At 36.6% G+C, this 18,333-nt stretch carries 15 protein-coding genes; 5 read left to right on the top strand and 10 right to left on the bottom strand.

Going from position 1 to position 18,333, the window contains the following annotated elements; translation table 11 throughout:
• Positions 1–196: 196 nt before the first annotated feature.
• The 3 genes from GVN22_RS24255 to GVN22_RS24245 all read right to left on the bottom strand — a co-directional run bounded on the left by GVN22_RS24255 (position 197) and on the right by GVN22_RS24245 (position 3,869).
• Positions 197–1,366 carry a DUF1624 domain-containing protein gene (locus GVN22_RS24255; protein WP_166553594.1) on the bottom strand — a complete coding sequence of 390 codons (1,170 nt, stop codon included), beginning with the start codon at positions 1,364–1,366 and terminating at the stop codon, positions 197–199.
• Between the two features lie 212 nt (positions 1,367–1,578).
• Positions 1,579–3,297, bottom strand: coding sequence for an FAD-dependent oxidoreductase (locus GVN22_RS24250; RefSeq protein ID WP_166553593.1), 1,719 nt, complete (start codon positions 3,295–3,297; stop codon positions 1,579–1,581).
• 56 nt (positions 3,298–3,353) lie between these two features.
• Positions 3,354–3,869 carry a gluconate 2-dehydrogenase subunit 3 family protein gene (locus tag GVN22_RS24245; protein ID WP_166553592.1) on the bottom strand — a complete coding sequence of 172 codons (516 nt, stop codon included), beginning with the start codon at positions 3,867–3,869 and terminating at the stop codon, positions 3,354–3,356.
• A 280-nt stretch (positions 3,870–4,149) separates the two neighbouring features.
• On the opposite strand from GVN22_RS24245, the gene GVN22_RS24240 reads away from it, so the two are divergent.
• Positions 4,150–4,962 carry an alpha/beta hydrolase family protein gene (locus GVN22_RS24240; RefSeq protein ID WP_166553591.1) on the top strand — a complete coding sequence of 271 codons (813 nt, stop codon included), beginning with the start codon at positions 4,150–4,152 and terminating at the stop codon, positions 4,960–4,962.
• A 71-nt stretch (positions 4,963–5,033) separates the two neighbouring features.
• Here the strand turns inward: GVN22_RS24240 and hpf are convergent, their stop codons facing one another.
• Positions 5,034–5,390 carry a ribosome hibernation-promoting factor, HPF/YfiA family gene (gene hpf / locus GVN22_RS24235; RefSeq protein WP_166553590.1) on the bottom strand — a complete coding sequence of 119 codons (357 nt, stop codon included), beginning with the start codon at positions 5,388–5,390 and terminating at the stop codon, positions 5,034–5,036.
• 461 nt (positions 5,391–5,851) lie between these two features.
• Positions 5,852–7,576, bottom strand: coding sequence for a VRR-NUC domain-containing protein (locus tag GVN22_RS24230; RefSeq protein WP_166553589.1), 1,725 nt, complete (start codon positions 7,574–7,576; stop codon positions 5,852–5,854).
• Between the two features lie 403 nt (positions 7,577–7,979).
• Between GVN22_RS24230 and pgk the strand changes: the two genes are divergently transcribed.
• From pgk to GVN22_RS24215, 3 genes are all read left to right on the top strand, one after another.
• On the top strand, positions 7,980–9,167 hold the full coding sequence (gene pgk, locus GVN22_RS24225; protein ID WP_166553588.1) for a phosphoglycerate kinase: 1,188 nt from the start codon (positions 7,980–7,982) through the stop codon (positions 9,165–9,167).
• A gap of 199 nt (positions 9,168–9,366) precedes the next feature.
• Positions 9,367–11,886 carry a bifunctional UDP-N-acetylmuramoyl-tripeptide:D-alanyl-D-alanine ligase/alanine racemase gene (locus tag GVN22_RS24220; protein WP_166553587.1) on the top strand — a complete coding sequence of 840 codons (2,520 nt, stop codon included), beginning with the start codon at positions 9,367–9,369 and terminating at the stop codon, positions 11,884–11,886.
• 335 nt (positions 11,887–12,221) lie between these two features.
• Positions 12,222–12,971 carry a DeoR/GlpR family DNA-binding transcription regulator gene (locus GVN22_RS24215; protein WP_166553586.1) on the top strand — a complete coding sequence of 250 codons (750 nt, stop codon included), beginning with the start codon at positions 12,222–12,224 and terminating at the stop codon, positions 12,969–12,971.
• 77 nt (positions 12,972–13,048) lie between these two features.
• Here the strand turns inward: GVN22_RS24215 and GVN22_RS24210 are convergent, their stop codons facing one another.
• Positions 13,049–13,543: a DUF3592 domain-containing protein gene (locus tag GVN22_RS24210; RefSeq protein ID WP_166553585.1), complete on the bottom strand. Its 495-nt coding sequence runs from the start codon at positions 13,541–13,543 to the stop codon at positions 13,049–13,051.
• Between the two features lie 518 nt (positions 13,544–14,061).
• On the bottom strand, positions 14,062–15,138 hold the full coding sequence (corA, locus tag GVN22_RS24205) for a magnesium/cobalt transporter CorA (RefSeq protein ID WP_166553584.1): 1,077 nt from the start codon (positions 15,136–15,138) through the stop codon (positions 14,062–14,064).
• Between the two features lie 246 nt (positions 15,139–15,384).
• Here corA and mce point away from each other — a divergent pair, with 246 nt between their 5' ends.
• The gene (gene mce, locus GVN22_RS24200; protein WP_166553583.1) at positions 15,385–15,786 is read left to right on the top strand and encodes a methylmalonyl-CoA epimerase; all 402 of its coding nucleotides are present in this window, start codon (positions 15,385–15,387) and stop codon (positions 15,784–15,786) included.
• A gap of 95 nt (positions 15,787–15,881) precedes the next feature.
• On the opposite strand, the gene GVN22_RS24195 is transcribed toward mce, so the two are convergent.
• The 3 genes from GVN22_RS24195 to GVN22_RS24185 form a co-directional block, all read right to left on the bottom strand.
• Entirely contained in the window at positions 15,882–16,895 is a 1,014-nt protein-coding gene (locus tag GVN22_RS24195; protein ID WP_166553582.1) for a LiaI-LiaF-like domain-containing protein, read from the bottom strand.
• Between the two features lie 19 nt (positions 16,896–16,914).
• Positions 16,915–17,346, bottom strand: a complete 432-nt coding sequence (locus GVN22_RS24190; protein ID WP_166553581.1) for a PspC domain-containing protein — start codon at positions 17,344–17,346, stop codon at positions 16,915–16,917.
• Positions 17,347–17,595: 249 nt separating this feature from the next.
• Positions 17,596–18,270 (bottom strand): hypothetical protein, encoded by a 675-nt coding sequence (locus GVN22_RS24185; RefSeq protein ID WP_166553580.1) that lies wholly within the window; start codon positions 18,268–18,270, stop codon positions 17,596–17,598.
• Positions 18,271–18,333 lie beyond the last annotated feature (63 nt).

The following is an 18,333-nucleotide window of genomic DNA, read 5'->3' as shown; positions in this document are numbered from 1 at the left end:
GGAGCTTGGTAACTACAAAACTCTTGCTTCCCTTTCTTTTTACCTAATTTGTCCCATTTTTTAGTAGGGTAGAGTAGTAAAATATTTATTTCGGATATCGGAAGATGGATTTCAGAATTGTAACCTTTTATATTTTTCTTTATTTCCGAAATATCTGCAATAGTTAGAAACCCTTCGTACAGTCTTAGCACTCATTTTACAAGTATCTCAGCCATTGCTTTTCTGGATGTGACGCTTTGTATTTACCGTACCACAGGCACAAAGGATACAAACTTAATACCACCCCTATCCATACCAAATACATACCTCCTAATGACACACCCGAGCCAGTGGCTGGACGCCCAAACTTAAAGATACCAAACTCTAAACTCTCCCAAGTGAAGCCCTGCATAAAGACCATAAGCAGGGTTAAGGAGTGTATGAGATACCAATGAAGGAGATAATAAAAAAGAGGTACTTTTCCATAAACACTGAAAAATCGCATTACTGCATTATTCATTCCGTCTGTCAATCGTAAAACTCCTAAAGCAAAACTGAGCGTCATCAGCGTAAAAAGCAATGATGGAGCATATTTGGTTGTATTCACAAATGACAATATGGTAAAAAATGGATTTTCCTGTACCGTCCAAGGTCTAGGGTCTCCATAAATATTGATAGCTCTAATCACCACAAAAGCTATGAATGTAAAAGAGAATAAAGTCATCAGATTTTTTTTACGAGCCAAAGGATCTAACTCATAGAGTCGACCTACCACAAAGCCTGCAAGCATAATACCAAACCAAGGAAGTACTGGATACATTACCATTACCATGTGGTCGGCACCAATTGGAAATAGATTTGGACTGATGAAAAGTGCCCATAGAAATTTCAAAACTGGATTTTCAAAAGCAGGAACTAGGCCTAATGCATTATGCCCAAAAATCAAAACTAAGGATATAATAGCTAATACTTTCGGAGAGAGCTTGAAGACAAAAGCTAATAAAATCATGCCCATGCCTATACTACCTATCACTTGGAAAAGGAAGCTTCTAAATTGTAAATCGAACCAAATACCAAATCCTATAATGGTAAATTCAAGCAAAATCAACCACAATCCACGGGTAATCAAAAATCGTTTAGTAGCCTCCCAATCATGATGTTTGCGAGAAGATAAATAGGCAGATACACCCGAAAGAAACACAAATGTTGGTGCGCAAAAATGAGTAATCCATCTCGTAAAAAACAAAAATGGCGTGGTAGTTGCCAAATCTGTGGGGTCTTGAGTTATCTCAGAAGTCAACATCAAGTCTCTAATATGGTCAATCGCCATGATTACCATGACCAAGCCACGTAAAAAATCTATAGAATGTTGTCTATTATTTTTCATAGTTGAATGTTTTAGAGATTAAATAAAAGGGCTGAAGGGTTCAATCAAATGGTTGAGTCGCAAGGTAATCTTTCACCAAATAAAAATGAGGGAAGAAAGTCTTGCTTTTCCCTCATTTCATTTCTTAGTACAATTTAATCGTCCTATGGCAAAAATCTATTTTTTCTCATGAAAAAAACTAAAGCTCTTTCATCAAGACTTATCCCTTTGTTCTATAAATTTTTCTTTTTCAATTCAGCCACAGCGTAATTCGCAGCTCTTGCCGTAAGCGCCATAAAAGTCAACGAAGGATTTTGTGTAGAAACAGAAGTCATACAAGCGCCATCGGTCACAAATACATTTTTACAATGATGTAACTGATTCCATTTGTTCAACATCGACGTTTTGGGGTCTTTCCCCATACGAACGCCTCCCATTTCGTGAATATCTAAACCAGGTGCTTTGTCTGGTTTATCATGAGTCTTGATATTCATAAAACCAGCAATAGTCAACATTTCGGTCATTTGCTCATGAAAATCACGAATCATTTTTTCATCATTATCATCATATCCTACCGAAATACGCAATTGAGGTATTCCCCAAGCATCTTTCAGCGTTTGATCCAAAGCCACATAATTACTTTCTTTCGGAATTGTTTCGCCCATCATGTGCGAGCCTACCTGCCAGTTTCCGTAGTTTCTTTGATTCAAACTAGCTTTCAAATCATCTCCAAAACCACTAGTATCATAGGCAATGTTTCGACTTGAACCAAAACCAGCAGCATATCCTCTTAAGAAATCCGTTTCCTGCTTTTGTACATTTCTAAAACGTGGAATATAACTACCATTCGGTCTGATACCGTCTGACATAGTATCTTTAAAACCTTCGTACTCTGCGGTAATAGTCGTCCTAAAATTATGAAACGCAATGTATTTACCCAACAAGCCATTATCATTCCCTAATCCATTGGGGAAACGATGTGAAACAGAATTCAACAAAACCAAATTGGTATTCAAACAAGCCGCATTCACAAAAATGATTTTGGCATAATATTCGGTCATTTGCTTGGTATGCGCATCTATTACCCTAACTCCTGTGGCTTTATTTTTTTGCTCATCGAAAATGATTGAGTGCACCACCGAATCTGGTCGTAAGGTCATATTACCCGTATTGAGCGCCCAAGGAATCGTTGAGGAGTTACTACTAAAATATCCACCATAAGGGCATCCTCTTTGACATAAAGAACGGTTTTGACACTGACCTCTGCCTTGCTTCAAGTGGATAGGCTGAGGCTTAGTCAAATGCGCACAACGACCAATAATTACTGGACGAGTGTTGTTATAATGTTTCGCCATTTGTTGAGAGAAATGCTTTTCGACACAAGACTGCTCATGCGGAGGCAAAAACTCACCATCAGGTAATTGAGACAAACCATCTTTATTGCCACTAATTCCTGCAAACTTCTCAACGTGGCTATACCAAGGTGCCAAATCGTTATAACTTATTGGCCATTCTACGGCAAAACCATCCCTTGCTGGACCCTCAAAATCATATTGTGACCAACGTTGAGTACCACGTGCCCACATCAATGACTTCCCTCCTACCTGATAACCTCGTATCCAGTCAAACGGTTTTTCTTGGACATAAGGGTGTTCGTTATCTTTCACAAAAAAATGCGCTGCATCTTCGTTAAAAGCATAGCATCTGCTTACAATAGGATTGGCATCTTTGACAGCTTTTGGTATCTGATTAAGATGTTCAAATTCCCAAGGATTCATCATAGTCGTTGGATAGTCGGTCACGTGTTTGACATCACGACCACGCTCAAGCACTAAGGTTTTGAGCCCCTTTTCACTTAATTCTTTGGCAGCCCAGCCACCACTAATTCCTGAGCCAACAACTACGGCATCAAAAGTTCTTTCTTTAATTGAATCTATATTAAAATATGACATGTGATTTTTCGGATAATAAAAATGAGGAGATAAAAGAAAATGTTTTTCGGAAAAGCCTATTTCACAGGAACACAACCATGATAATACCCTGGAGCCATATTGAAATGTAGGATATTGGTCATGACATACTCCGAGTTCATATATCCTCTAATAGTCAGATTTTTAACAAGCGTGATAAAACCCTTAGCGACTGGGTTATCCGAAACAGACATTTCCTTCAATACCTTTTCTCGTTCAGTTTTTGAAGCTTGCGAAAAAGGTTTTTGATTCATTTTTTCCGAAAAGTCATTACATAAATTTAATCCTTGTGCATACGTCTGTTGTGCTTCTGGACCATAGCAGTCACGAATCATTCGGTCGACTAATGCATGAACTTTCAGCGACTTTGCGCCAGGTGTTGATGATTCTGGAATAATGGTTTCTACCACTTCGCCCAATACATCGAGCGAACCAGCATGAAGTTGAGTTGTTTGAGAGAGACTTTCGGGTGTCCAAGCTTGAGCCCATGATGGCCAAGCAATAGCAGTCCCTACAGCCATTGAGAGGTTTTTGATAGCAGTACGCCTTTTCATAGTTGATAAATTGGGTTTAAAATCGCTAAAGAGTCTTCCATCGATGATTGGTATGACGCTAATCAAATTAACAGAGTTTACGATTAATTTCTATCCCTATCTATCAGTCAAAAAAACGTATCAAGTAACATATTGCTGAATTTAATTTTTATGCACTTTTTATTAGAACCAATGAGAGAGTAGGAATCTCCGTTTTGTATAAAATTTAAGCTATTTTTGTTTTGAGAAATCTATCGAAGAAAATTTATAATCAATTCCATCATCTTATTTCTAACAATCTATGAAAAAAAGTACTTTACTGTTTCTATTGCTATTAATCCAATTTATTGGATTCGGCGCAACTATCGATACTATTCAAGTAAATAGTCAGTTTTTGAAAAAGAAAAGCCCCATTGTTGTAGTAACGCCTCAAGCTTATACGACATCAAACGACAAGCGTTTTCCTGTGATTTATTTCCTTCATGGCTATAGTGGCAATCATCGCTCATGGGTAGAGTCTTCGCCCGATTTCCAACAACTTGTAGACCAATATCAGATAATTGCAGTATGCGTAGATGGTGGATATGATAGTTGGTATTTTGACAGTCCTATAACTCCGTCGTATCAGTACGAATCTTATATTTCGAAAGAGCTCATTCCGTTTATTGATAGCAAGTTTAAAACCAAAGCAGAACCTAATGGGCGAGCTATTACAGGATTGAGTATGGGCGGACATGGCGCCTTGTACTTGGGTACGCGCCACCCCGAACTATTTGGGACTATGGCAAGTATGAGTGGAGGCGTAGATATTGTGCCTTTCCCCAACAACTGGAATATCAAAGGACGACTAGGAAAATATGAAGAAAACAAATCTGTTTGGGAAAAAAATGCCGTCATTAATCAGACCTTCTCTCCTTCTCAATCTATTTTGATTGACTGTGGAATTGATGATTTCTTTATTGGTGTAAATCGTGCTTTGCACCAAAAACTCATGGATAACAAAATTCCGCATGAATATACTGAACGCCCAGGAGCTCACAATTGGCAATACTGGTCTGTATCTGTGAGAAATCATTTTTATTTCTTCAACGCATTTTTTAACAGAATTAAATAGTCGAACTAATGACTAACAATTCATTACAGATACAAAAAAATAGCCCAAGCTTTCGCTTGGGCTTTTAATATTTAGCTTTCAGAAGCCATTGACAAATTCATCAAAACTTGGCGACTGCCTAATGATTTCTCCTGAACTTTTTCTTTAAATCGTTTTAATTGAACTTTCAAAGCTTCAATTGCAATGTCCATTGCCTCTTCAAAAGTAGTAGCCATCTCCCGCACAAATAGTGTAGCCCCCGGCAAACTTATTTTCACCTCTAACGTTTTACCTCTCACTTTTGTATTTTCCCCTTTGTCGAGTCGAAGGAAAACTTCCCCACCTGTGATCTTGTCGTAAAACGTATCCAATTTGTTTAACTTTGATTGGATAAACTCCAACAACTTCTTGTCTGCGTCGAAGTGAATTGAATGCACCTGTAATTTCATACGCACTCTAGTTTAAGGTTAAAAGATCATTTTCCCCTCAACGTCGCACTGCTTAATTTTAGTATATAAAATATAAGGCTGAACAATGTATGTATATCTGATTGATGTGCCAATGACGTTGAGTAGGAATTTGCCCAAGTTTGGAGTTGGGAACTAGCGATACGATACTTTTATCAAAAGGCTAACTCCTCGGACTCCAAACTTATTTTTTCTGTAAAAGCCCTATTCTTTTATAGGACTGAAATACATTGTTGGGCGATTTCCTTAGAATGAATTTAGAAGATTAATTTGATAAATCCAAGCCTATTTTTCAGATTCTTCGAATAATCAAAACTAGAAATCTTCTATATAATAAAACAAGGTAATAATCTTGAAAATGTACAAAAAATAAGAATTCGTAAAGAATTTATTATTTTTAATTCAAGAAAAAATAAAATTTTTCCATGTTTGTAAACTGTACATTACGCCGTTATTAACTCTGTATCAGGCTTTTTCCATTCTATTCTGAGTACCTTAGCTCGCAGATTTATGCTCTCAAAAAACCTTAACCAATACAATTGTTGGTTAGAAAGACTATCTGTTGGAGACTTGACCTCTATAAACTGATAGTCGCCATCGTCCCAAATAAACAGGTCGGGAAAACCTCTGACATTTTCACGAAGATTACGAGCCATTTCGAGCATTACAGCTTTTACTTGCTCGCTCGAAAGGCGTTCTAACAAAGTAATAATCAAAGGAAATAAGCCTCCATACCAGTCCACCAGAGGATTGGTAATACCATATTTTGCGAAGAAGGTTTGGTTCATAAAGATATTCCAAGCATCGGGATCGTCAAGTATTTCGAGCCGCTCTTCCATTTTTTGTTGACGCTTTTCAAAGAATGTTGGTTTAAACAAATCTGAAGGCGAACGTTGAAGAGGATGATGAATCGCCATACTTTCTGTATCAAAAATAATATCCCAAAAAAGTAGTCCAAACAAACTTCTCCAAAGGTGATTTTCGGTAAAAGCAGCCTTTTTATTAAGTTTTTCGTAATGGTCTATTACTCCAAATTCTACTTGACGTTGCCATGATTTATCCAACGCCAACACATCTGCCTTATGAAGCTTATCTGTCACCGCTTTTTTAACTTTTTTCTTGGCATTTTGAGCTTCTAGTTTATTGAAAAAATCAAGTGCAAAAAACTGCTCATCAGCATTTTGTGGCTCCGAAAGAATTTGTTCACATAAGGCTTGAGCCTCTTCACTATTTTTGATTTTATGCAAAATTCTTACTTGCCGTTCTCTTGAAGGAGGTTCGTGGGTAAGTCGAAATACAGGCAAAGCAAGGTCTGGCAACTTGGCTTTTTCGAAATAACTTCCCACTTTCAAGGCAAATCTTGCATAGCTGGGTTGAGCAATTTCTGAAAGTGATTCCTTATGCTTTTCAGTCCAAGTCATAAACCAATGATATATTTCCTCTGGCGCTATGTTTTGCTCCTGCATTTCATAAAAATCTTCTCTTGCTAAACTCACCTTGAATTTATCTTCCGCCTCTTGTCGACTCTGAAAATGTGGAACCAATTGATCCATATCGTAGTGCTCATAAGTTTGAAAGCCCAAATCTCGCACCACAAATTCGGTCATATCTCCATATCGACTTCCAAAGAATAGGAACTTGAGCATCTGTACTTCTTCCTCATAATTGACTTTTATAATAGCAGGTTTTTCAGCGATTTCGGGATTGAGCCACGCCACCATTTCATCAAAAGTAGCTGATTCTAAAAGCCAATCGAGGAGCTCCTCTTTTTTAAGTCCATTTTTACCCTTGACATCCAGATTCAACATTTTGGCTAACTGAATCAACTCCGACTTATTGAGGATATCCAAAACATTGCCAGCCAAGACGATATGCTCATGACTAAGTGCAGATAAAAAGTTTTTAGCTATTAAGGCATTAAGAGTGGTATCAATATTTTCGATTTCTGCATACTTCAGTTTATCCGTTTTGAAGAACGAGCCACGACGATTTGAGAAGCGAATATACAAACATTGTTCATCCTCGTCGAGCGCCTCAAATGCCTGAATAAAAGCATTTTCTTGCTCGTTGAGAATTGTGGTATATTTCTGTTTGACAAAGTCCAACAGGTATTGAAAATAGGTTAAATAGTATTTGGGAGGAAGTTCTTTTTTCTCGATTGGTATCATAAAATTGAATTGAGCTTCAAATGTAAGATTTGCTATAACAGAACGGATTTAGCGCTCGAATAATTCAGGAAAGAAGAATACTTGAAAGGATTTACTGAAAATAGTACAAATACATAAGCTCGACTTAGTATTATTTCAATATTCTTTTAAAAAATGTAACTTATTACATAATCTCTAATTAAAAATACTCAAATGATTGTGTTTTTTCGTGAATTATTCTTGAAAAATGTATATTTGCCCCGAAGATTTTTAAAGGAAAGTCAACGAAGCATCGAGGTTATAATAATTTTACAAAATCTTAATTTCACGTAATATTATTTTGAAAGAGCTAGGCGTTTCGTAATTTTTCTTTGTTGATTCATAAATCTCCCAATTATAAACAACTATTAACATAAGAAAAAAAATGAAGACTGTCAATTCCTACAATTTTGCAGGCAAGCGTGCATTAGTCCGTGTTGACTTTAACGTTCCATTGAACGAACGTTTCGAAATCACTGATGATACTCGTATTAAGGCAACTATTCCTACAATCACCAAAATTCTTAATGATGGTGGTTCGGTTATCTTGATGTCACACTTGGGAAGACCAAAAGACGGTCCAACTGAAAAATATTCATTGAAGCACTTAGTAAATCCATTGTCAGTAGTATTTGGTCGCAAAGTTAAATTTGCTGATGACTGTATCGGACAATCGGCTATCGATCAAGCTGCTGATTTGCAAGCAGGTGAAATCCTTTTGTTGGAAAACCTTCGTTTTTACAAAGAAGAAGAAAAAGGAAATGTTGAGTTTGCTGAAAAATTGTCAAAATTGGGCGATGTTTGGGTAAATGATGCCTTTGGTACTGCTCACCGTGCACACGCTTCGACGGCCGTAGTAGGTCAATTCTTCGAAGACCGCGTATGTGGTTATGTGATGTTGGCTGAAATCGAAAATGCTAACAAAATTTTAGAAAGCGCTGAGCGTCCATTCACAGCTATTATGGGTGGTTCTAAAATTTCTGATAAAATTTTGATTATTGAACGTCTTTTAGACAAAGTAGACAACCTTATCATCGGTGGTGGTATGACTTATACTTTCTCTTTGGCTGAAGGTGGCAAAATTGGTAAGTCTATCAACGAGCCAGATAAAGTAGAATTAGCAAAATCATTGTTGGAAAAAGCAGAAGCTAAAGGCGTAAAAATCTATATGCCATTAGACAATACTTGTGCTGACAACTTTAGTAATGACGCTAACCGTCAAATCGTAAATCGTGGCGAAATTCCTGATGGCTGGGAAGGTCTTGACATCGGTCCTGAATCTGTGAAATTGTTTAGCGAAGTAATTGCTAACTCTAAAACAGTTCTTTGGAATGGTCCAATGGGTGTATTTGAATTCCCTAACTTTGCTATCGGTACCAACGCAATTGCTGACGCAGTTGTTAAAGCTACTGAAGAAAACGGTGCTTTCTCATTAATCGGTGGTGGTGACTCAGCTTCGGCTGTAAACAACGCTGGTTATGGCGACCGTGTATCTTATGTATCTACTGGTGGTGGTGCATTGTTAGAATACATGGAAGGAAAAGTTTTGCCAGGTGTAGCTGCTTTATCATAAGCCACTTAGCTTTTTCTAATATAAAATTAAGATAAGTGAGGTAATTTTTACCTCACTTTTTTTGTTGCTATTTCATAAGGATTTAATGATGGATTGAGCTAAAAGTGATACTTTCGGGTGTTTTTTTCTAAAATGTGTTTTAAAAATCAATCCCACGCTCAATTGCAAATCGCTCAATATTTTTTGGATATTTTGTAGAATGAAATTTCAAACAGCCCCCATTAGCACCCACGCCCAATATTTGCTGAATGACAGTCGCCAGCTTTCATCTCCAAGTTCTTCTATTTTCTTTGCCATAAAGGGGCTTCATCATGATGGACATCAGTATCTCGACGATTTATACCGCAAAGGCGTTCGTGAATTTGTGGTCGAAAAATCAGCTTGTAATATAGGTGTCATGCGTGAACTTTCTCAAATGCCAGAGGCAAAAGTTTGGCAAGTAGAAGATAGCATTTTGTCTATGCAAGAAGTGGCGGCGCAGCATCGTGCTCAGTTTGCTATTCCTGTCATTGGAGTAACAGGAAGTAACGGCAAAACGGTCGTAAAAGAATGGCTGTCGCAACTATTGGCAAATCGTTTTCAGATTGTCAAAAGCCCTAAAAGCTATAATTCGCAGATTGGTGTGCCTTTGTCGGTTTGGCAGATGAATAAAGCTCATACGCTTGCCATATTCGAAGCAGGAATTTCTCGTCCCGAAGAAATGGAAGCTTTGCAAAAAGTAATACAACCAACTATCGGAATTTTTACCAATATTGGCACAGCTCACAACGAGTTTTTTGCTGAAACTAGTCAGAAAATTCGAGAGAAAATGAAGTTGTTTCAGCAGGCTAAAACTTTAATATATTGCTCTGATTACGTTGAGATTGATGAGATTGTAAAAAAGGAATTCATTTTTGAAAACCCTTCATGTAAAATCCTTTCATGGTCGAGAGTGTTGCCCTTTGGTATTAGAGTAGACTGGGAAGTGGGACTTCAAAACACGCTGGTTACCTTACAGTTAGATGATCCAGATACAGAAAAGGAGGATTTGCCATTTCAAGGTGGTCATGCGATGAAACTCGATGTCCCATTTACTGACGAAGCCTCTATTGAGAATGCGATTCATTGCATTGTTTCTATGATTCATCTGGGATATAATGAATTAGAGATTCAAGCTCGTCTACAAATCCTTCGTCCGATTTCCATGCGACTTGAAATGAAACAAGGAGTCAGAGGAAACTATTTAATTGATGATACCTATAACAATGATTTAGCAGGTTTAACGATTGCGCTCAACTTTCTAAATCAGCAAAAGCAAAGAGAAGCAAAAGTATTGATTTTGAGCGACTTGCTAGAGACAGGAGTTATAGAAAGTGAGCTTTACAAACATATTGCACATTTGGTCAAAGCCAAACATTTGGATATGGTCATTGGTATTGGCGAAATTATAACGCGCAATTGTGGTTTGTTTTCAATTCCATCTAAAAATGGAGTTCATGAAGGAGCTTTGCATTTTTTCAGAACGACCCAAGATTTTCTTGAAAGTAGGCTCATCAAAGAAATCAAAGATAGTGTTATTTTGGTCAAGGGGGCACGCAAATTCGGCTTCGAACAGGTTGTCAGTAAATTGGTTAAGAAAACTCATGGTACCATCCTCGAAATCAATTTGGATGCCATTACCCACAATCTTAACTATTACCGAGATAAAATCGGTCAACAAACCAAAATTATGGTCATGGTTAAGGCTTTTGCTTATGGGGCAGGTAGCACCGAAGTAGCCAACCTTTTACAGTTTCATGGAGTAGACTACCTTACTGTAGCCTATGCAGACGAAGGTGTAGCATTGAGACAAAATGGTGTTTATTTACCTATCATGGTCATGAACCCATCCCCTAACGATTTTGAGCAGATTGTTCAGTATAATCTTGAACCCGAAATCTATAGCAAACGCATATTAAGAGAGTTTTCAGAATATATCGATGAACATCATCTGACTGCCAAAATACACATCAAGCTCGATACGGGAATGCATCGTTTGGGCTTTGAAAAGCACGAATTACCAGCGCTATTGGAGGTATTAACTTGTAATCCCAACCTTTGGGTGTCGACCATTTTTAGTCATTTGGTTGGTGCAGACGGTGCCGAACACGATGATTTTACCAGAAAGCAAGCAGCGCTTTATACCGAGATGGCAAACGAGATTTCTGAAGCAATTGGTTATTTTCCTTCAAGACATCTCGCCAATTCAGCAGGAATAGCACGTTTTCCTGAAGCACGTTTGGATATGGTGCGTTTGGGAATTGGGCTATATGGCGTAGCTGCTACCCCCGAAGACCAAGCGCAGTTACAAACAGTAGGTACACTCAAAACGGTTATCTCGCAAATCAAAACAGTCGAAGCTCACGAAACCGTAGGTTATAGCCGCAAAGGTATCCTTAATCGAAAAACTAAAACTGCCACCATTGCCATTGGTTATGCTGATGGTTTTGACAGAGGATTTAGCCGTGGAAATGGCGAAGTTTTAGTACACGGTATACGATGTAAAGTAATTGGCAATATTTGTATGGATATGTGTATGATAGACGTAACCGATGTGCCAAATGTGCAAGAAGGAGACGATGTGATTATTTTTGGGAAAGATTTATCGATTATAGAACTGGCTCAAAAAATAGATACTATTCCTTATGAAATTTTGACAAATGTAAGCGAAAGAGTCAAGCGAGTTTTTTTCCAAGTGTAATAAAAAAGAAAAACGGTGTCAGCACAGCTGTCACCGTTTTTTAATAACCCTTCAGAACATTATTCTTACTATCCAATTATTAATACTAATTATTCTCTAAAGATATAAAAATGGTTAATTTATTACAAGACAAAGGTATAAAAAACTTTTCAAACTATTGCAAGTAAATTTGCAAAAAATTGCAATAGTTTGAGACCTTTTTTCAAAGTTTTGCGAAAAAAAACATTCTACTCTAGGATATTAGCAAGAAATAATTGTAAATTTGACTACTTATTATAATAAAACAGAAGTGCTTGCAATCTTACGCAAGCGTGGGCCTTTAAAGGTTTAAAGTTATGCTTAAAGAAGAACGTCAACAACTAATTCTAGAAAAGTTAGGAACTGACAAGAAAGTAACATTAGTAGAGCTGGGACAATTATTAAATGTCTCGTATGATAGTGTAAGGAGAGATGTTATAGAGCTGGAAGACCGAGGACTCTTGAAAAAAGTACACGGGGGTGCTATTGCCAACTCGTACTTATCAATGAAAGCAAGTCGTGGTTTGGGTATTGCTAACAATGAATTTAATATCATTACAAAAAAAGCTCAAAAACTAATTGAGAATCACTCTATTGTATTGATGGACGGAGGTACCACCAATTTTTATATTGCTGAACAACTCCCTAAAAGTTTAGAAATTACTGTGGTGACCAACAATCCGCATTTAGCTACGGCATTGGCTGAACACCCTAAAATAGAAGTAATTTTGCTCGGAGGATCGTTTTATAAGCGATACCAAATAACACTTGGTAGTAAAACCATGCAAGATTTAGAGCATATCAATGCCGACCTTTACTTCATGGGCATCAATAGTATCCATTCACAAAAAGGATTAGCCATCAGACAATATGAGGAATCGTTACTAAAACAAAAGATGATGAGCGTTGCCAAAAAAACGGTAAGCTGTGTGATTGAAGAAAAAATGAATCGTGTAGAAAACTACAAAGTATGCGATGTAGACGATTTGGATTATTTGGTTACGAGCCTTAACCCAAATGAAAAAATCTTGCAACCTTTCAAAGGCAAATCAGTAGAAATCTTATAGTTTGCATAAGCTTGCAAATACTTGCATAAAAAAAGGTGTTATTGCTAACACCTTTTTTTATTATTTGGAGTCCAAAATTACTTAAGAGCGATTGGCATTTGAGCATGAGCCGTTAGAATCGCACTTGCTACTAATAACAAAGCTCCAAGAACAAAGAACAAGCCAGGTTTTGTACCAGGAATACTCGACGTACCTAAAGTAGAATCGTAAGGGTTTTCAGGGTTAAAGCGAACCTCCACTTTTTCTCCTACCTGACTGATTCTTGGCATGCCAGTTTCAGATTCTATCTTAAATGTTCTTCCTTTGAAGTTGAATGATACCACAGGGAAGTAAATCGGAGATTGTCCCATTTTGTCACTACGTTCGTAACGTTTACTTACCTCTACGATTTCTCCTTCTGTAATTTGTGAATGCTCCAACCATGATTGGCGCTTTCTAGAAATTACTAAACCCAACACTATCAATGCAACAGAAACTACCATGAATATAACCATTACCACTGGCGGTACACCAGTAAATGGTTGAGTCGGACGACCCGAGATTAACAAAATCGAAGCAAACACGCTTTCCATACTCTTCTATGATTTTTTGTGATTATCTAAACCATTGGTTACTTAGACCATTTTATGATTCAAATATCCGACTAAAGTATCAGAAAATCAAGCAGTTAAAGCTCACCCAAAAAACCCTATTATCTTCTAAAATAACCCTCAAAATCTTTAATTATATCTTTTTTGAGAAGATTTATAGATTTTTAAAACCTGTTTTTTTAGAAATTAATATTTTTTTGAAAAAATACATTGATTTTGCAACCACACTTGGAATAAAAAATATTTTTTGATTTATGGTAATTATTTTTTGTACTTTTTGTAGTTAAAAGCTTTATAAATCAACAGTTCTATAAGCCAAAACACTATTTGATAATGATAGAGGATTCATATTTACCCTATTTTTGTTAAAAAAGTATATTTTTCATTAAAACAGGTTAATAAAAGAAGCCTGATTCCACAAAAACATAAAAAAATTTTTTTTTCTAACTGAGTAAAATCACTTTTTCTACAAATCTTCAATATGAGTATTTCTTACTAGACTACAACCACCCTTTTCGTTTAAACCCTATCAGCATTAGGATAACCATGACAATCATGACTACCCAAACAACTGGGTAACTGTATTTCCAATGCAATTCGGGCATATTATCAAAGTTCATCCCGTAAATACCAGCCACAAATGTCAATGGCATAAAAATGACAGAAATCACCGTGAGTACCTTCATGATATTGTTCATTTTGTTACTCACTTGAGATAAATACAAATCCATTAAAGAAGCGATCAAATCTCGGTGTGAATCGATATTCTCAATCAATTGTGAGGTATGGTCCAGTACATCTCTAAAATAAAGCGAGGTATAATGCGTAATGCTAGGGTAATCTTCACGAAGAACGGTAGCTATCATTTCACGCAAAGGGTAAATCGATTTGCGCAATGTCATCTCTTCTCGCTTTAAGCCATATAACTCTCGCATTGCCAATGGCTTGGCATCTTGAATAATATCCTCCTCCAATCGTTCAATTTCATCAGAAAGGCAGTCCAGACACATAAAATAATTATCTACCACCAAGTCGATTAGACAATATATCAAGTAATCAACTCCATTCTTACGAGTTTTACCTGCCGATGCCACAATGCGATTTTGAACGGGCAGAAAAATATCAGTAGTTCGTTCCTCCTGAAAAGAAAGGACGCAATTATCTATCAAGACTAAACTCAAATGTTCACTTTCAATTTCTCTTGTGGTAGCGTTATAATTGAGCATTTTGAAGGTAAAAAAGAGTTGATTTCCTTCATAAGACTCAAACTTAGGCTTTTGCTCAGTATTCATGATATCCTCCAAAATAAGCGGATGAAGATTGAATATTTCACCAATCGTTGCAATTACTTGTGGCTCGTGAATACCATCAATATTAAACCAATGTCGTTTGTTTTTACTTAATTCTAACTGATTCAAATCCGAAAAATGTGGTATTTGACATACCTTATATTCTTCATTATTGTATTCTACCCAAGTGATTTTGGTGGCATAATTTACATCAGCTCCTACATAGGTAAGTGTACCAGGCGAAGTGCCTAAGGTTGTTTGAGCGTTATTTCTTTTTCGTTTGGACATACTGATAGTGTTGAATTAAAGAAATAGAGTTTTGAACACAAAACCCTATTTTTCAAACGATTACTTCTTTATACAGACTTTCCTTTTGATGATTCATATTGGTATTCATCATAAATCATCAAAACAATTCTAAGTTTGATCAATCTATTTGTGCTAAGTTGAGATAGTTTTGTGGCTATCAAATAATAGTTTTTAGATATTTGTCAAAGATAAATGTTTAATCGAAAATCAAAACAAAACCATAAGATGCAACATGTAGAACATATCGGAATTGCAGTAAAAAGCTTGTTCGAATCTAATACCTTATTTAGTAAATTATTGGGCGTATCACCTTACAAACAGGAAGGTGTGGAATCAGAAGGTGTTTTAACTTCTTTTTTTCAGACGGGACAAACTAAAATTGAACTTTTAGAAGCAACGAATCCCGATAGTCCAATCGCAAAATTCATCGAGAAAAAAGGCGAAGGTATACACCATATTGCCTTTGAAGTAGAAGATATAGAAGCAGAAATGGCAAGATTAAAATCAGAAGGCTTTATCCTATTGAATGAGGTACCTAAAAAAGGTGCTGACAATAAGTTAGTATGCTTTTTACATCCGAAATCAACAAATTCGGTATTGGTGGAGCTGTGCCAAACGATTATATAACGGATTTGCTTTCAATATCTGTGAAAGCAAAAGGAGCCCTTCAAATCAATGAGAGCTCCTTTCTATTTATATCCGAAATCAAGAATCAGCAATTCTTAGTATCTTTTCACTTTCAAATCTTGCAAGCCACCATCAAAATTAATCAAGATTTTTTTACTTGACTTGTCATAATTTGGTGATTCCCAATAGTCGCCTCTTTTGGTAAATCCATCAAAGTTTTTCGAGTTTAACCCTCCATCTACTTTGATACGACAACCTACACCTTGCGGAACTTCAAATTCGATAGAAGTAAGTCCTGACTCTACGTTGACAATCATATTATCGGACAAATCACCTAATTTGATGTCGGTTTTGGTTACACCTGTTTTGATGTCCAACTGTTTGATACGGTATGATGATAAATCGAAATCTGCCTTTCCAGCACCGAATTCAAACTTCATGTTCCAAAGCACATTTGGATTGAATTTCAAATCAACTTTATTGTGACGGTCACTGTCAAAATTGATACCTTCTTTTTTACCAGAAAGTTTAAATTTAACATTTGGATTATCGCCCTCACCCGTTTTTCCTAAAGAGATTTTCCCAAAATCAAGATCGGCATCTGCTTCTACTAATTCAGAAGTTCCTCCATCGATGATAAACTCCGCAGCACCACCATTTAACTCAAAATTAGCGGTTTTGATAGATGAGTTCATAGGTTCAGTGATGTGCTGCTTACCTCCGACTCCATAAGATTTTTCGTCTTCATTGTTGTCATTCTTATCATTATCCTCATTTTGACTATTATCGTCATTATCATTGCGATTATCATCATCATCAAATCTTAAGTGGAAATCTCTATCTCCATCAAACACTTCTGACTTGACATCATCAACACAGCTCTTAACTAGTACCAATGGAATAAAAATAGCCATCATGATAATAGAAATTACCGTAGCCGAACGACTTGTTTTGCCAACGAAGGCCATCAAGCCCATGTATATCAATAGCAATGGCCACATTCGAGCAATATCATGCCAGTGGATATGAAACCACCCATATTCTTTTCCGAGGAAGAGGATACCTAATAAAATTAGAAAACCTCCTGCAAATATATTTTTAGAATTCATGGCTTAAAGGTTTTGAAGATTAGAATTGACCGTAATTGTCGTTATTGCCATTTGATTTTCTATCCTTGAAGATGATATAACCACCTACACCGATTAACACCAATGGCCATAATTTATGCATATCAAAGCTCGGAATCCATTCATCCAAGAAGAAAATTAAGCCTAGGCCGATAAGCACGGCACCCCAAATTTTATTTGATTCTTTTTTCATGTCAGGTTTATTAAAATTGAAAGCAGTGGCATCGTTTACAGTGGTGTCCCAAGTATTTTTGACTGGTAAGGCAATCCAAAGGATGATATACATCCAAAAGAAAAAGCCGTGTGACAATACTGTTCCGAAGAAAAATATTAATTGAATAATAACAGTTTCTATTCCGAATCTTTCTGCGAGTCCTGCACAAACACCCCCCAAAGTAGCTTTTGAAGGATTGCGATAAAGTCTTTCGTTCATGATAGTAAGTATTAATTGTTACGAGGTTTGATGCTAGTTTCAAATCAAAGGTTACAGCCTAATTTAGTTAATTATTGGGATATTGTAGCTGTTTTGCCTTGTTTGATGTTCGAAAGTTATGTGGAGACCTAGAATTATCAAGACGAAAATAAACGGACGGCAGTTTTGGAAGGCTAAATGGAATTTTTGGATGGGTCACAAAAAAAACTCCTAATCAAAATAGGCTTGATTAGGAGTTTTTAGATTAATTTATTTTGGCAATTTTGTTCTAGCCTCTTCCAATTTTTTTTGTTGATTGGCTAGTTCTTCCTGAATTTTGATTTGATCTTTCTTATTTTGTTCAACATCAGAAAGGAGTTTTTCTAAAGCTGCGCCGTTTTCTTCAATTTTTTTCAATAAACGTTCTTTCTCTTTTTTATTATCTTCAATAGACTTCACCAATCTATCTCCTGACTTTGCAAACTTCTTTTGCTTTTCTGTTACATCATCCAAAGCTTTTTGTTGAATTCGTACATTTTCTTGTTGGGTAATAAGGTCAACAAAATTATTCAAAAACTTTTCAGCTTGTGGATATTGTGAGTGCCCACCATTGATATAAACTTGGTCTTCAAAGCCAAAGGAAACAAAGATTTTGGTACGACCTTTATCGTAGAACACCTTACTAACAACCATTAGGGGAAGACTCGAAACGCTAGGAATATTTGCACCTGTAATGCGATACACGCCGCTACGTCCGTCTTCTACTCGCCCATACTTGGCTAATTCTTGCGCCCAAGATTCTTTTACATATTTTTCATCGACTGATACTGTTGTGTATAAGCCTTCTTTATTGGCACGGTCTACTTCGAGAGTTCCTGTAAAAACCTGACTAAAGGCAGATTTGCCAATGAATAATAGGATGGATAAGATGAGAAGTTTTTTCATGATTTCGAAAATTTTGATTGTGTCTTACCAACGAATTTAGTGCTTATTCGGTTTGATTTCAAG

It is taken from the genome of Cellulophaga sp. BC115SP, assembly GCF_009905545.1.
GTDB lineage: Bacteria > Bacteroidota > Bacteroidia > Cytophagales > Spirosomataceae > Flectobacillus > Flectobacillus rivi.
The sequence above is the reverse complement of the archived record's forward strand: the minus strand, read 5'-3'. Positions and strand labels throughout refer to the sequence as shown.

What these genes read in the sequence shown, in the direction of transcription:
- GVN22_RS24255 (WP_166553594.1), bottom strand. Translation starts at nt 1,366, where the DNA reads ATGAAAAATAATAGACAACATTCTATAGATTTTTTACGTGGCTTGGTC.
- GVN22_RS24250 (WP_166553593.1), bottom strand. Translation starts at nt 3,297, where the DNA reads ATGTCATATTTTAATATAGATTCAATTAAAGAAAGAACTTTTGATGCC.
- GVN22_RS24245 (WP_166553592.1), bottom strand. Translation starts at nt 3,869, where the DNA reads ATGAAAAGGCGTACTGCTATCAAAAACCTCTCAATGGCTGTAGGGACT.
- GVN22_RS24240 (WP_166553591.1), top strand. Translation starts at nt 4,150, where the DNA reads ATGAAAAAAAGTACTTTACTGTTTCTATTGCTATTAATCCAATTTATT.
- hpf (WP_166553590.1), bottom strand. Translation starts at nt 5,390, where the DNA reads ATGAAATTACAGGTGCATTCAATTCACTTCGACGCAGACAAGAAGTTG.
- GVN22_RS24230 (WP_166553589.1), bottom strand. Translation starts at nt 7,576, where the DNA reads ATGATACCAATCGAGAAAAAAGAACTTCCTCCCAAATACTATTTAACC.
- pgk (WP_166553588.1), top strand. Translation starts at nt 7,980, where the DNA reads ATGAAGACTGTCAATTCCTACAATTTTGCAGGCAAGCGTGCATTAGTC.
- GVN22_RS24220 (WP_166553587.1), top strand. Translation starts at nt 9,367, where the DNA reads ATGAAATTTCAAACAGCCCCCATTAGCACCCACGCCCAATATTTGCTG.
- GVN22_RS24215 (WP_166553586.1), top strand. Translation starts at nt 12,222, where the DNA reads ATGCTTAAAGAAGAACGTCAACAACTAATTCTAGAAAAGTTAGGAACT.
- GVN22_RS24210 (WP_166553585.1), bottom strand. Translation starts at nt 13,543, where the DNA reads ATGGAAAGCGTGTTTGCTTCGATTTTGTTAATCTCGGGTCGTCCGACT.
- corA (WP_166553584.1), bottom strand. Translation starts at nt 15,138, where the DNA reads ATGTCCAAACGAAAAAGAAATAACGCTCAAACAACCTTAGGCACTTCG.
- mce (WP_166553583.1), top strand. Translation starts at nt 15,385, where the DNA reads ATGCAACATGTAGAACATATCGGAATTGCAGTAAAAAGCTTGTTCGAA.
- GVN22_RS24195 (WP_166553582.1), bottom strand. Translation starts at nt 16,895, where the DNA reads ATGAATTCTAAAAATATATTTGCAGGAGGTTTTCTAATTTTATTAGGT.
- GVN22_RS24190 (WP_166553581.1), bottom strand. Translation starts at nt 17,346, where the DNA reads ATGAACGAAAGACTTTATCGCAATCCTTCAAAAGCTACTTTGGGGGGT.
- GVN22_RS24185 (WP_166553580.1), bottom strand. Translation starts at nt 18,270, where the DNA reads ATGAAAAAACTTCTCATCTTATCCATCCTATTATTCATTGGCAAATCT.